At 75.7% G+C, this 12,774-nt stretch carries 10 protein-coding genes; 4 read left to right on the forward strand and 6 right to left on the reverse strand.

Annotated features, from left to right (window positions below):
- The first annotated feature begins 98 nt into the window (after window positions 1-98).
- Window positions 99-908 (forward strand): aminoglycoside adenylyltransferase domain-containing protein, encoded by an 810-nt coding sequence (locus RM844_RS12165; protein WP_311667102.1) that lies wholly within the window; start codon window positions 99-101, stop codon window positions 906-908.
- 142 nt (window positions 909-1,050) lie between these two features.
- Here the strand turns inward: RM844_RS12165 and RM844_RS12170 are convergent, their stop codons facing one another.
- From RM844_RS12170 to RM844_RS12180, 3 genes are all read right to left on the reverse strand, one after another.
- Entirely contained in the window at window positions 1,051-2,070 is a 1,020-nt protein-coding gene (locus tag RM844_RS12170) for a ketopantoate reductase family protein (protein WP_311667103.1), read from the reverse strand.
- A 62-nt stretch (window positions 2,071-2,132) separates the two neighbouring features.
- Window positions 2,133-3,218 carry a L,D-transpeptidase family protein gene (locus RM844_RS12175; protein WP_311667104.1) on the reverse strand — a complete coding sequence of 362 codons (1,086 nt, stop codon included), beginning with the start codon at window positions 3,216-3,218 and terminating at the stop codon, window positions 2,133-2,135.
- Window positions 3,219-3,417: 199 nt separating this feature from the next.
- Entirely contained in the window at window positions 3,418-4,953 is a 1,536-nt protein-coding gene (locus tag RM844_RS12180; RefSeq protein WP_311667270.1) for an ATP-dependent DNA ligase, read from the reverse strand.
- A 106-nt stretch (window positions 4,954-5,059) separates the two neighbouring features.
- Here RM844_RS12180 and RM844_RS12185 point away from each other — a divergent pair, with 106 nt between their 5' ends.
- Both RM844_RS12185 and RM844_RS12190 read left to right on the forward strand, forming a co-directional pair.
- On the forward strand, window positions 5,060-6,142 hold the full coding sequence (locus tag RM844_RS12185) for an ABC transporter ATP-binding protein (protein ID WP_311667105.1): 1,083 nt from the start codon (window positions 5,060-5,062) through the stop codon (window positions 6,140-6,142).
- A 24-nt stretch (window positions 6,143-6,166) separates the two neighbouring features.
- On the forward strand, window positions 6,167-7,885 hold the full coding sequence (locus RM844_RS12190) for a DUF6297 family protein (protein ID WP_311667106.1): 1,719 nt from the start codon (window positions 6,167-6,169) through the stop codon (window positions 7,883-7,885).
- 35 nt (window positions 7,886-7,920) lie between these two features.
- On the opposite strand, the gene RM844_RS12195 is transcribed toward RM844_RS12190, so the two are convergent.
- Complete coding sequence (locus RM844_RS12195; protein WP_311667271.1) at window positions 7,921-8,652, reverse strand: sulfite exporter TauE/SafE family protein; 732 nt, start codon at window positions 8,650-8,652, stop codon at window positions 7,921-7,923.
- A 405-nt stretch (window positions 8,653-9,057) separates the two neighbouring features.
- Between RM844_RS12195 and RM844_RS12200 the strand changes: the two genes are divergently transcribed.
- Window positions 9,058-10,224, forward strand: a complete 1,167-nt coding sequence (locus tag RM844_RS12200; RefSeq protein ID WP_311667107.1) for an acyltransferase — start codon at window positions 9,058-9,060, stop codon at window positions 10,222-10,224.
- Window positions 10,225-10,297: 73 nt separating this feature from the next.
- On the opposite strand, the gene RM844_RS12205 is transcribed toward RM844_RS12200, so the two are convergent.
- Both RM844_RS12205 and RM844_RS12210 read right to left on the reverse strand, forming a co-directional pair.
- Window positions 10,298-11,668, reverse strand: coding sequence for a polysialyltransferase family glycosyltransferase (locus RM844_RS12205; protein ID WP_311667108.1), 1,371 nt, complete (start codon window positions 11,666-11,668; stop codon window positions 10,298-10,300).
- Window positions 11,665-12,639, reverse strand: coding sequence for a glycosyltransferase family 2 protein (locus RM844_RS12210; RefSeq protein ID WP_311667109.1), 975 nt, complete (start codon window positions 12,637-12,639; stop codon window positions 11,665-11,667). The genes RM844_RS12205 and RM844_RS12210 overlap by 4 nt, the downstream gene beginning before the upstream one ends.
- Between the last annotated feature and the right edge of the window lie 135 nt (window positions 12,640-12,774).

Consider the following 12,774-nt stretch of genomic DNA (forward strand, 5'->3'; position numbering starts at 1 on the left):
GCCAGGGTAGGCGCCCGGCCGCGTCCCGGGGACGGCCGCCGGGAGGCGTTCGGGCAGAGTTGACGGTGCTGGACGGGAACACGGGGATCGGAGGACGGATGGACGAGGTGCTCACGGCGGTGCTCGACCACCTGGACCGGGAGCGGCCCGGAGGGCCGGTCGGCGCCTACCTCTACGGCTCGGCGGCGGCCGGCGGGCTCCGCCCGGAGAGCGACCTCGACCTGCTGCTGGTGGTCAGCGCCTCGCTGAGCGCCGCCGAACGGCGGTCGCTGGTCGCGCTGTTGCTGGCCCACTCCGGCTGGCGCGGGCACGCCGAGACCTTCCCGGCGGCCGCGGCGCGGCGGCCGGTGGAGCTGACCGTCCTGACGCTGGACCAGCTGGGCCGGCTGGACCAGTCGGCCGCCGGCGCCGCACCGCCGGCGTACGACTTCCAGTACGGCGAGTGGCTGCGGGCCGAGCTGGTCGCCGGGCGACTGCCACGGCCGACCGCCGACCCGGACGTCGTGATCCTGCTGGCCACCGCGCGGTCCCGGAACCGGGTGCTGCGCGGCCCGGAACTGACCTCGCTGCTGCCGGCGATCGCGCCGGACCGGCTGCGCCGGGCGGTGCTGGCCGTGGTCCCCGAGCTGCTGGCCGGCGTCGCGGGGGACGAGCGCAACGCGCTGCTCACCCTGGCCCGGGTCGTGGTCACCCTGGAGACGGGGGAGATCGTGCCCAAGGACGCGGCGGCCGCCGCGGTGGCGCCGCGACTGCCGGCGCCGGCCCGGGCGTTGCTGGCCCACGCCCGGGCCGGCTATCTCGGCCTGGTCACCGACGACTGGTCCGGACGCACCGACCAGGCCGCCGAGCTAGCCCACACGCTGGCCGAGCTGGCCCGCCGGCAGGCGGGCCCGACCGGCCGCGCCTGACCGGGCAACGGGCCGGCACCCAGCCGGTTGGTCGCGGCCCGGTCATCGAGACCGCGCCCGCCTCGCAGACCCGCACCGGCCCGGTCGGACCGGCCCCCGGCCCACCCCCGTCAGGCCGAGGCCTGGCCGGCCAGGCCCCCGTTCAGGCGGCCGCCCCGTCAACCTCGGTGAGCAGCTCGGCGACCGGCAGTGAGCCCGGCTCCCGACCCTCCGCCGCGAACGTGCCGGCCAGCCGGCTCAGCGTCGCGTTCCACGGGGTCGGCACCCCGTGCAGCCGGCCGAGCAGCACGATCTCGCCGTTGAGGTAGTCGGCCTCGATCGATCCGGTGCCCCGGCGCAGGCTCTGCCAGGAGGAGTTGGCGCTGGGCTCGGCGCCGGGCACCGGGCGGATCCGCATCCGCTCGCCGCGCAGCTCCCGCTCCCGCCGCTGGCTGACCCAGGGGATGCCGGCCGCCGTCAACACCGCCTCGCCCTCGGCCCTGACCAGGTCGTACGCCTCGGTCAGCCGCCGGTCGTCGGCGAGCGGGCCGCACAGCGCCTCCAGGCTGTTGGCCAAATTGGCCAGCAGCTTGGCGTACTTCCAGTGGGACACCTCGGGGGTCAGGAAGGCCAGGAAACGGGACCGTTCCAGGTCATCGGCGATGGGCCGGAGCGTCGCCTCGTCCATCCCGTCGGGGCGGGCGGGGTAGTCACCGAGGTGCAGCATCCCGGTGTAGGGGGCGCAGGGCGCCACCACCCGGCCCGGCGTGAGGTACTGGGCCGGCAGCCAGACGCAGACCGGGTGGACCCGGCGGAAGCGGCGCAGCGCCAGCCGGTCGCCGGCCACGCCGTTCTGGGCGCAGAGCAGCGGCAGCCGCTCGCCCGCGGTGCCGCCGCCGGCCACCGGCCGGCGCGCCCAGGCGTCCAGCGCGGCGACGCTGTCCTGCACCTTGACGGCGAGCAACAGCACGTCGTCCGGGGTCAGTTCGACGTCCTCCGGGCCCTCGGCCACCGCGGGTCGCAGCAGCAGGGACTCCTCCGGCGTGTCCAGCCGCAGGCCGTCGGCGCGCATCGCCTGTGCGTGCGCCCCTCGGGCGACCAGCACCACCTGGTGGCCACTCTGCGCCAGCCGGCCGCCGATGGCCCCGCCGACCGCGCCCGCTCCGATCACCACGTACCTCATGGGCGCATTCTCGCCCCCGGCCCCGGCCGCCGCCCACCCCCCGGCGGCGGCCGGCGCTCAGGTCACCAGTAGACGACGACCTTGTCGCCCTCTGTCACCTCGTCGAACAGCGCCGCTATCGCCGCCTCGTCCCGGACGTTGACACAGCCGTGGGAGGCGCCGTTGTAGCCGTTGGCCGCGAAGTCCTCCGAGTAGTGCACCGCCTGGCCGCCGTCGAAGAACATGGCGTACGGCATCGGGGAGTCGTAGAGCGTCGAGTGGTGGTGCCTGGACTTCCAGTAGACGTCGAACTCGCCCTCGCGGGTGGGCGTCTCCTCGGCGCCGAAGCGAACGTCGACCGTCATCCGGACCTCGCCGTCGACCACCCAGGAGAGGGTGTTGCTCGTCTTGGAGACGCAGAGCGCCCGGCCGGTCAGGCAGCGCTCGTCCAGCTCGTTCTCCGGCTCCACCTCGGGCACTTCGAGGGGCGGGAACATCTCCTCCTCGGTGGGCTGGGCGGTCTGCCCGACCAGCGCCTCCCAGGTGTCGTCGAAGACCGTGCCGCTGGCCTCCAGGCCGGCGGCCGACTGGAAGGAGCTGACGGCGGCGGCGGTGACGTCGCCGTAGTAGCCCGTCGGGTTGTCCGCGAAGTGGTCGAGCTGGGCGAGCCGGGCCTGCAACTCCCGCACCTGGTCCGAGTTGTCCCCGTAGCCGAGCACCTGCTGGGGCGGGAACAGCTCGTCCTCGGTCGGATCGCTCGTCGCCGCCAGCAGCGCGTCCCAGGTGGACTGGGTGACCTCGCCGGAGACGTCGAGCCCGCCCGCGCGCTGGTACTCGGAGACCGCGCCGACCGTGACATCGCCGTAGTACCCGGTGGGCTGGGCGGTGAAGTGGCCCAGCTGGGCCAGCCGGGCCTGCAACTCCCGCACCTGCTCGGACTCGGCGCCGAAGGCCAGGATGGCCGGCTCGGCCGGCTCCTCGGACGGCTCCTCGCCGCCGGCCTCGTCGTCGTTCTCCTCCTCGGGAGCGGTCTCCTCCTGGGAGGCGGCCGGGTCGTCGTCGGGCGCCTCCTGCCCCTGGGCGGCACAACCGGACAGCAACAACCCACCGGCGGCCACCGCGGCGACGGCGGAGAGCAGCGCGCCGCGCGGGCCGCGACGCGAGGACATGCGGACGCTGCTCGATGGCAGTCGGACGGGCGCGGAGCGCATCAGAGTTCCCCCCTGGGTTACCTGGACCTCGTTCAGGCCTCACAGGTAAAGATGCGCGAAATCGCCGGTTTGTTTCGGCTGTCGCCATAACAATGCGGCCACGTAGGTCACGGTGCGGTTGACCCGTCCCGTCAAACCGCCCTGAACTACCCCAAAGTCACCGCAAGTACGAGCGCACGGTGGCCACCGTGTCGGCCTCCGCCGGGGACTTGTCCGCCCGGTACCGCACCACCCGGGCGAACCTGAGCGTCACCCCCGCCGGGTAACGGGTGGACCGCTGCACCCCGTCGATGGCCACCTCGACCACCAACTCCGGCCGCACCCGCACCCCCCACGGCTCCTCGACCTCCGCCAGCGCGCACAACCGCTCGGTCTGCCAGGCCAGCAGCGCGTCGGTCAGCCCCTTGAACGTCTTGCCCAGCATCACCGGCGCACCGTCCTCGCCGCGCGCCCCCAGATGCAGGTTGGAGAGCCACCCGGCCCGCCGGCCGTGGCCCCACTCGGCCGCCAGTACCACCAGCTCCAGGGTGTGCACCGGCTTCACCTTCAGCCAGGCCGCGCCCCGGCGGCCGGCCGCGTACGGCGCGTCCACCGACTTGAGCAGCACCCCCTCGTGGCCGCCGGCCAGCGTGGCGGACAGGAACTCCCGGGCCGCCGCCCGCTGTTCCGGGTCCGCCGGGTCGCCGACCAGCAGCCGCCGCACCCGGCGCGGCGCCGGCGCGATCCGCGCCAGCTCGGCGTGCCGCTCCTCGGTCGGCCGGTCCAGCAGCTCCCGGCCGTCCACCGCCAACAGGTCGAAGAAGACCGGCGAGAGCGGCAGTGTGGCGTGCGCGCCCGCCACGTCCAGCCGGGAGCCGACCCGGCCCGCCGTCTCCTGGAACGGCCGTGGCCGGCCCGCCGGGTCCAGCGCGATCACCTCGCCGTCCAGCACCGCGCTGGTCACCGCCAACTCCAGCGCGGCCCGCCGCACCTCGGGCAGCCGCTCGGTGATCTCGTCCAGCGTCCTGGTGTAGATCCGCACCCGCTCGCCGTCCCGGTGCACCTGCACCCGGATGCCGTCCAGCTTCTCCTCCACCGCGCACGGGCCGAGCCGGTCCAGCCCCTCGTCCAGCGAGGCGGCGCTCCTGGCCAGCATCGGCAGCACCGGGCGGCCCACCCGCAGCCCGAACTCGGCCAGCGCCGCCGGGCCGCGGGCCAGCAGCGCCTCGGCGACCGCGCCCAGCGAACCGCCGAGCATCACCGCCCGCCGCACCGCCGCCGGCGGCGCGTCCCCGGCCACCGCCAGCCCCTCGACGACCAGCGCGTCCAGCGCGCCCTGCCGCAGCTCGCCGCTGATCAGGCCGGTCAGGAACGCCTGTTCGGCCTCGGTTGCCTCGGCCAGCAGGCCGTGCAGCAGGCGGCGCCTGGCCGCCTCCGAACCGGCCCCGGCGACCTGGCTGACCGCGGTCAGCGCCGCGTCGGTCGCGGCCACCGTCAGGGTGGCCGTGCCGGCCGGCGGCGGGCCACCGGCCAGCGCCCGCCAGCCGGCCCCGAGCCGGCGCTGCGGCAGCCGGCCGGCCAGCCAGGTGGTCACCACGGGCGCCAGGGCGGGGTCGGTGTCGGCGAACAGCCGACCCAGCGCGGCCACCTTCGCCGACCTGGCGGTGGTGGCCGCGACCTCCCGCCAGGTGCGCGCGACCTCGGCCAACAGCATGCCTCCCATGCTGTCCCGGCCGGCCACCGGCGGCGCGTCGGGCGCCGCCATCCGGCGGGCGGGACCCGCCGACGGCCGCCCTGACGCGGCGTGATCTGCTGGTCGGGTGCCCGAGATCCTGCGCCTGACCGGCGTGACCCACGCCTACGGGCGGCGCCCCGTGCTCGACGACGTCGCCCTGACGCTGGGCGCCGGCGAGATCGTCGCCGTGCTGGGGCCGAACGGCGCCGGCAAGTCCACCCTGCTGCGGATCGCCGCCGGACGGGAACGGCCGGACGCCGGCACGGCGACCTTCCGGGGGGCGCCGGCCAGCGAGGACGACGCCGCCTTCCGGGCCGAGGTGGCCTGCGCGCTGGGCCCCGGCGCGCACTACCCGGACCTCACCGTCCGGGAACATCTGCTGCTGGTCGCGCTGGCGCACGGGGTGCCGGACGCCGAGGCGCGGGTGGCGGACGCGCTGGCCGAGCACCGACTGGCCGACCACGCCGAGCAGTTCCCCGACGCGCTCTCCGCCGGCCTGGGCCAGCTGCTGTCGCTGGCCGCGACCCGGGTCCGGCCGTGCGCGCTGCTGGTCCTGGACGAGCCGGAGGCCCACCTGGACAGCCGGGCCCGCGCCGCGCTGGCCGAGCGGCTGCGGGGCGCGGCGGCCGGCGGCACGGCCGTGCTGCTGGCCACCCACGACGACGCGCTCGCCGCCCGCACCGCCGACCGCCGGCTGGTCCTGACCGACGGCACCCTCCGGCCGGCGGCCGGCGGCGCAACCGGCGGCGCCGGCCGCGCCGGGCGCGGGCCGGCCGCCGGCGCCGACGGGGCGGCGTACGACGGGGACGGGGCCCGGGCCGCCGGGACGGCGCACGACGGCGAGACGGTGCACGACGGGGCCGAGGCCGGGGCCGGGGACGGGGACGTGGCCGGGGCCGGGGCCGGGGACGGAAACGAGGCCGGTACCGGCGCGGACGGGGCCCGGGCCGCCGGGACGGCGCACGAGGCCGAGGCCGCCGGCGGAAGCGACGAGGCCGAGGCGGCGGTGCACGTCGAGCGTGGTACGGCCGGGCCCGAGGCCACCGAGGCCACCGAGGCCACCGAGGCCACCGAGGCGGCCGGGGCGGCCGGGGCCGGCGAGGCCGGGCCGGACGCCGGCGACAGATCCGGGCGCGGCGGCGGAGCCGCGCCGCCGCGGGCCGGCTGAGCGGCCGGGGGGAGGAGTCCGTCGATGGGGCAGGCGGGTCCGGAAGTGCTGCGCCGGCTGGATGAGTTCCGCGCCCGGGGGCGCGCGGCCCGGCGCCGGCGGGCACTCTACGTCGGGTACTGCGTGCTGCTGTTCGCCGCCATCTACGGGGTGCCCTACCTGGCGGCGCTGGCCGACGTCGCCGCCGCCGGGCGGTGGCGCGGGCCGACCGCGGACCGGGTGCTGACCGCGTTGCCGGCGCTGGCGCCGGCGCTGGTCGGGCTGGCGCTGCTGGGCACGGCCCAACTCGCCTTCTGGCGCGGCCCGGTGCGGCTGCCGGCGGCGACGGTGCACTGGCTGGTGCCACAACCGGTGTCGCGGGCCGCGCTGTTGCTGCCGAGGCTCCGACGGTCCTGGCTGGTGAGCGGGGTGCTGGGCGCGCTGCTCGGCACGCTGGCCGGACTCGTGACGTACGCGGTGGGCGGCGGCCGACCGTGGCCGGTGCTGCTGGCCGGCGCGGGCGGCGGGCTGGCGGTCGGGCTGTTGGCGGTCACCGTCGGGGTGGTGACCCAGCGGTACCACCCGTGGTGGTGGGGCGGTCGGCGGGGCGCGCGCCAGCGGCTGGTGCTGGCGGTGGTCGCCGGGGCGCTGGTGGCGCACGCGGGGCTCGCGTTGGCGGCGGCGGGCGCCGGTGGCGGGCGGCTGGTGCTGTGGTCCGGGCCGTGGGGCTGGGCCGCGCTGCCGCTGGCCGCCGCTGCCGGCCGGGTCCCGGTGCTCGACGGGGTGCTGGGTGGAGTGCTGACGCTGCTGGTCACGGCGGGGGCGCTGGGGCTGGCACGGCGCGCCGCGGTGGCGCTGCCGGCCGCGGTGCTGCGCCAACAGACCCGGGTGGCCCACGTGTTCACGGCCGCGCTGTACGGGTTCGACCCGGGGGTGGCGCTCGGCGCGCTCCGGGCGCCGCGCCGGATGCGGCGCGCCACCGGGCGCCGGCTGCGCGCGCCACGCGCCCGGTGGCTGCTGGTGCCCTGGCGGGACGCCCTCGGGCTGCTGCGCGCCCCGGGGCGCACGGGCGGCGGGCTGGCGCTGTGGGCCGCGACGTTGGCGCTGCTGTCCCTCGACCATCAAGAAGCGGGCCTGCTGGCCTTGGGCACCGGCTACCTGGCGGCGGCCCAACTGGTGGAGCCGGCCAGGCTGGACGGTGAGCGCCCGGAACGGGCCGGCCAGCTGCCCTGGCGGCGCGGCGCGTTGGCGCTGCGCCACGCGCTGCTGCCGGGCGCCCTGCTGCTGGCCACGCTGCCGGTGGCGGCGGCGCTCGGCGCCCCGGCCGGCCGTCTGGTGCTGGCCGGCGCCTGGGCGCCGGCGCTGGTGGGCGCGGCGCTGGTCAGCGCGCACCGGGGGACGATGCCGCCGGCGACGCTGCTCGGGGTGGAGACACCGCTCGGCGACACCGGTCCGGTGCAGGCGCTGTTCTGGCTGGCCAGGGCGCCGCTGGTGACCCTGCCGGCGCTGGCCGCCGGCCAACTGGCGGCCGGCTCACCGCCGTTCGCGGCCAGCTGGGCGCTGGCGGTGGGCGGCGCCGCCCTGGCCTGGGCCCGCCGGACGGCGGGCCGGGACGCGACCGGCCACCGCCCGGCGGCACCGGCCGACCCGACCGACGAAACGACCGACCAGACGGAGACGACCGAGCCGACGGAGACGGAGCCGCAGACGGGTCCGGGTACGCGGGCCGGGACGACCGGGACGGGGAAGACCGGGACGGGGTAGACCGGGACGGGGAGGGCCGGGACGACCGGGACGACCTAACGCAGCAGGTTCAGCGCGGAGACCACGGTGAAGCCGAGGATCAGCTGTTGGAAGAGCTGTTGCCGGTCGCTCTTCTGCAGCCAGCGGATCAGCAGCCGGCCGAGCAGCGCGCCCAGCAGCACGCCGGGGATCAGCAGCGCGTTGAGGCCCAGGGACTCCACGGTGATCAGTCCGAGGCCGGCGCTGAACGGCACCTTGAAGAGGTTGACGATCAGGAAGAACCAGGCGGCCGTGCCGAGGAAGGTCAGCATCGGGAAGCCGGCGGCCAGCAGGTAGACCGCCATCACCGCGCCGCCCGCGTTGGCGACCATCGTGGTGAAGCCGGCGAGCAGTCCGAAGAGCACGGCCGGCGGCTTGGACTCGCCCCGGCGGCGGCGCTGCCAGAGGTGGACGAGGACCACGAAGAGCAGCACCCCGCCGATGGTGCGGCGCATCACCGTGTCGTCGACCCGGGAGACGAACCAGGTGCCGGCCAGGATGCCGGCGGCCACCGAGGGGAAGAGCCGCAGCAGCGCGCTCCAGTCGGCGTGCCGGCGGTAGGCGGCGACGGCCAGCAGGTCGCCGACGATCAGCAGCGGCAGCAGCGCGCCGCTGGACTCCTTGGCGGGCAGCGCGGTGGCGAAGAGCGCCACCGTGATGGAGGCGACCCCGCCGATCGCGGTCTTGGCCACCCCGACCAGGACGGCCGCCACCGCGAGGAGCGCCAGCTCGCCGCCGCCCAGATCCATGACCATCCGGCCATCGTCGCACCGGGCCCGGCCCGGACGGCCGCCGCCCACCGGCGGACCTACCACCCCAAAGAGCGCCAAACCGGGATCGAACGCGGGTGCGAGAGCCGCCCCGCCGAGCGGCGGTGTGGCCTACCCCACCCCCGCCCACCACCGCGCCGAACACGCCCGCCACGTGCCTTGGCCCGAAGTTCACCGCCCGTACGCCTCGCCGCGACGGGGAGTTGGCATGCCCCAGCTAGGTTCGCTCCGCCCCAGCCCACCGCCGACATCGGGCGGTTTCCGGCCTGTCACACTCCTCGGCGCGTTCGCTCTTCGGGGTTCTCCGGGACCGGTGGCCTGCCGCCGGCACCGGCGCGGCACCAGACGACCCCGAGAACCAACGACGGGAACCAGCCGAGCGACATGCCGACCAACACGCCCACCGACACCACCACCGGCGACGCCCCCGCCGGCGGAGCGGACGCCCCAGATCCCGTCGGTCCCGAGCCGGCACCGGCCACCGAGCCCCAGGCGCCGGCCGCCGAGGCCCAACCGAAGCCGCCGAAGCCACGGCGCGAGCACCGCTTCGACATCGACCTGCTCCGCCTGGTCGCCTCCTGCGCGGTGATCATCGAGCACGTGTCCGCCGCCCTGATCCACGCCGTGAACCAGCGGCGCTCGGAGGGCGAGCCGGTCTACTGGGCGGGCTTCGTCGGCGACTCGGCCGCCTCCTTCGCGGTCCCGGTGTTCTTCGCGATAGCCGGCTGGGCGGTGATCAGCGGCGCGCCCCCCAGCAGCAGCTCCCGGCTCTGGCAACGGCTGGTCCGCAACGCCGTGCCGATGTTCCTCTGGACCGCGCTCTACCTGCTCTGGGCCTGGCTGCGGAACCGCAACGAGGACCCGATGGCCGACCTCGCGGTCGACTCGCTCTTCGACTCGGTGCAACCGGCGTACCACCTCTGGTTCATGTACGCCTATCTGCCGATCGTGGTGCTGCTGGGCTTCGTCGTGCTGCTGCGGGACGGGCAGCGCCCCTGGGGGATCGGCCTGTTGCTGCTGGGCGTGGCCGGCCTCGGGCCGGCGCTGACCACGGTGCACGAGATCACCGGCTGGTCGACGCCGCACGTCGGCTGGGGCTTCGGCACCTACTCGGTGATCTACGCGGTGGGCGGCGCGTTCCTGCTCTCCGCCGCCCGCCCAGTGCCGAGGCGCTGGCGCTGGCCGCTGGTCGGCACGGCGCTCGCCGTGATCGTCGGCATCGTCTGGTACAACACCGACATCCACTACGTGATCCCCAACGCCCACCCGTTCGTCGCGGTGTTGAGCATCTGCGTGATCCTGCTGCTGGTCCGCGTCCGGGTGCCGGAACGCCGCCGCCCGCTGGTCACCCGGCTGGCCAACGCCGCGCTCGGCGCCTACCTGGTGCACGTGTTCTTCGTCGAGGAGCTGGTGGACCGGATCGTCCAGCCCGACCTGTCGGCCGGGCAGGTCGCCCTGGTCCTGCCCGCGGTGCTGGCGCTGACCACCGTGCTGTCCTACGGGCTCAGCCTGCTCTGGGGCAGGCTCGGCCTGCGCCGCTACCTCGGCTGAGCCGAGGCCCGGCGCGCACGACGGCGCCCGCGCTCCCCGAGGGGGCGCGGGCGCCGTTCGTCGTCGGCCTCGGTCAGCGCTTGGCGCGGGTCGCCTTGCGCACCCGCCGGGCGACCCGGAGCGCCGCGGCGCTGCCCGGGAGCTGGCGGGCCAGGTGGGAGCCGAAGCCGCCCGGCAGGGCCAGCGCGGTGAGCCGGGCGCGCTTGAAGTAACGGTTGGTCTCCGGGCCGAGCCGGGTCGCCAGCCAGCGTTCCGCCTCCGGGCGCAGCCCGGGGTTGGTCTTGGCCTGCATGCAGTAGCCGACGGTGCGCAGCAGCGGGGCCACGCTCTGGGCCAACTCGGCCCGCTCGGTGACCACTTCGCCCTTCTGCGCCACCTCAAGGTCCGGCAGCAGGGCGTCCACCAGGGTCAGCGGCACGCGGTTGCTGTTCTGGTACGGGGTGATCCGCTCCAGCAGCGGCTCGGTGCCGACCCGGGCCACCGGCAGCCCGTAGTAGACGGAGGCGGTCAGCAGCGCGGTGGAGAAACAGCCCACCACCAGCCCCGGCCGGTAGTGCGCGAACACCGACTCGGCGAGCATCGGGGTGTCCAGCACGGTCAGCCGCACGCCGGCCTCGGCGGCGGCCTTCTCCAGCACCTTCGAGTAGTGGGCCGGCGCGGTCGGGTGCGGCTTGAAGACCACGGACCGGAAGCCGGCGACGGCCGCGCCGCGCAGCATCCGCTCGTGCAGCGCCTCCTCCTCGTCCTGGGTCAGGATGTCCAGCGCCGCCAGGTACTGGCCGAGCAGCACCGCCGGGCGCTCCACGCCCAGCTCCTGCCCCGGCCGCGGGGTGGCCGCGGTGATCTCGTCGAGCACCGCGCGGAACGCGTCGCCCGGCACCGTCTCGGCCGGGGTGTCGTACTCGGAGAGCAGCAGCGGGCGCAGTCCTGGCACCAGGTCCAGGTGGAGCAGCCGGCGCAGCCGGACGGCGGTGTTGGCGGGCAGCCGGTCCCGGGTGGGGCCGTAGCTCATCAGGCCGTCCGCGTACACGTGGATGTCGGCGTCCGAGAAGATGACGGCCAGCGCGGCGGCCGGCACCGCGTGCACCGACTCCAGCACCAGCTCGACCGGCCCGTCGCCCAACTCCCAGTAGCGGCGCAGCAGCCGCTGCCAGAGCACCGCGTCCCGGTCCAGCGGACGCCAGTCGCCGGGGTGGAACGGGCGGATCGCCTCGTTCCAGTCCAGCACCCGGTCGAAGCGGGCGGCGACCGCGTCCCAGCCGGCCATCTCCGGCAGGCCGGGGGCGACCTCGGGCACCGCCGCGTTGTTGGACAGCAGCAGCACCCGGGTGGCCGAGCCGCGCGGGCCGAACTGGCCGGCGTCCAGCGCGGCGGCCAGGGTGGCCGCGCCGTAGAGCGTGGAGACCTCGAAGAGCTGGACGCGCCGCCCGCTGGTGCCCGTCATGCCACGACCGCCTTCCGGTTCCGGCCGGCCAGCCGCCGCAGCACCCGGCCCCGTTCCTCACCCATCGCCGTCAGGGTGCGTTCCAGCAGCTCGGGCGGGAAGCGGTGCAGGGCCGCGGCCGCCTCCCGCTTGAGCCGCCTGGCCGCCGCCGGCTCATAGCCGTCGGCGTTGGCCGCGTGGAAGGCGATCATCGCGCAGTAGGTCCGGATGATCTTCGGCAGGAAACGCTCCGCCTCCGGATCGTCCGAGACCTCGGCGAGTATCCGGTCGTGCGCCGGGAGGAAGTCCAACTGCCGCTCGTCCTTGATCTGGGTGAGCGAGGTGGTGACGCCACGCCGGTAGAAGACGCCGAGCAGGCCGACGCTCGCCATCTTCCTGGCCCGCAGATGCAACTGCCAGGTGAACAACCGGTCCTCGGCGGTGCGCAGGCCGGTCTCGAAGCGCAGCCCGCGCTCCTCCAGCAGCGCCCGGCGGTAGATCCCCGCCCACACGAAGGGGTAGTCGACCATGGTCTTCCGGTCGGCCGGGCCGATCGCCGACCTGGGGTCGAAGGCGACGTCGCGGCGGGGCGCGGGGGCGCGCACCACGGTGCGCCGGCGCGCGGTGGACTGCACGTGGTCGGTGCGCACCACGTCGCAGTCCAACTCCTCGATGGCGGTGACCAGTTCGTCGAGGTATCCGGGGGCGTACCAGTCGTCCCCGTCGAGGAAGGTCAGGTACTCGCCGTTGGCCGCCTCGATCCCGGTGTTCCGGGCCTGCGAGATGCCCCGGTTGGTCTCGTGCCTGATCACTCTGGAGCGCGCCAACTCGCCCTCCGCACGGCCGAGGATCTCCCCGGTCGCGTCCACGGAACGGTCATCGACCAGGATGAACTCCGTCTCCGGCCCGGCGTTCCGGGACAGTCCGCGCAGGGTGGTGGGCAGGAAATCCTGCACGTTGTGGCAGGCGACGATGACAGAAAGTTTTGGCACCAGGTTTCCAGAAGCCGTAGGCAGAGTCCATGCGACGGTAAACACCTGATCAGCGGTCCAGGGTACGGACAGATGACCTGGTGGTGAACCATGTGTGTACGCTCGGTGAGTCACGGCTTTTCCGCTGGTCAGGGC

The organism is Streptomyces chisholmiae, assembly GCF_031845445.1.
GTDB classification, from domain to species: Bacteria; Actinomycetota; Actinomycetes; order Streptomycetales; family Streptomycetaceae; genus Streptomyces; species Streptomyces chisholmiae.

Coding starts and splice junctions, on each gene's coding strand:
- RM844_RS12170 (WP_311667103.1), bottom strand. CDS start 2,070: ATGAGGTACGTGGTGATCGGAGCGGGCGCGGTCGGCGGGGCCATCGGC.
- RM844_RS12195 (WP_311667271.1), bottom strand. CDS start 8,652: ATGGATCTGGGCGGCGGCGAGCTGGCGCTCCTCGCGGTGGCGGCCGTC.
- RM844_RS12165 (WP_311667102.1), top strand. CDS start 99: ATGGACGAGGTGCTCACGGCGGTGCTCGACCACCTGGACCGGGAGCGG.
- RM844_RS12175 (WP_311667104.1), bottom strand. CDS start 3,218: ATGTCCTCGCGTCGCGGCCCGCGCGGCGCGCTGCTCTCCGCCGTCGCC.
- RM844_RS12190 (WP_311667106.1), top strand. CDS start 6,167: ATGGGGCAGGCGGGTCCGGAAGTGCTGCGCCGGCTGGATGAGTTCCGC.
- RM844_RS12180 (WP_311667270.1), bottom strand. CDS start 4,953: ATGCTGTTGGCCGAGGTCGCGCGCACCTGGCGGGAGGTCGCGGCCACC.
- RM844_RS12205 (WP_311667108.1), bottom strand. CDS start 11,668: ATGACGGGCACCAGCGGGCGGCGCGTCCAGCTCTTCGAGGTCTCCACG.
- RM844_RS12200 (WP_311667107.1), top strand. CDS start 9,058: ATGCCGACCAACACGCCCACCGACACCACCACCGGCGACGCCCCCGCC.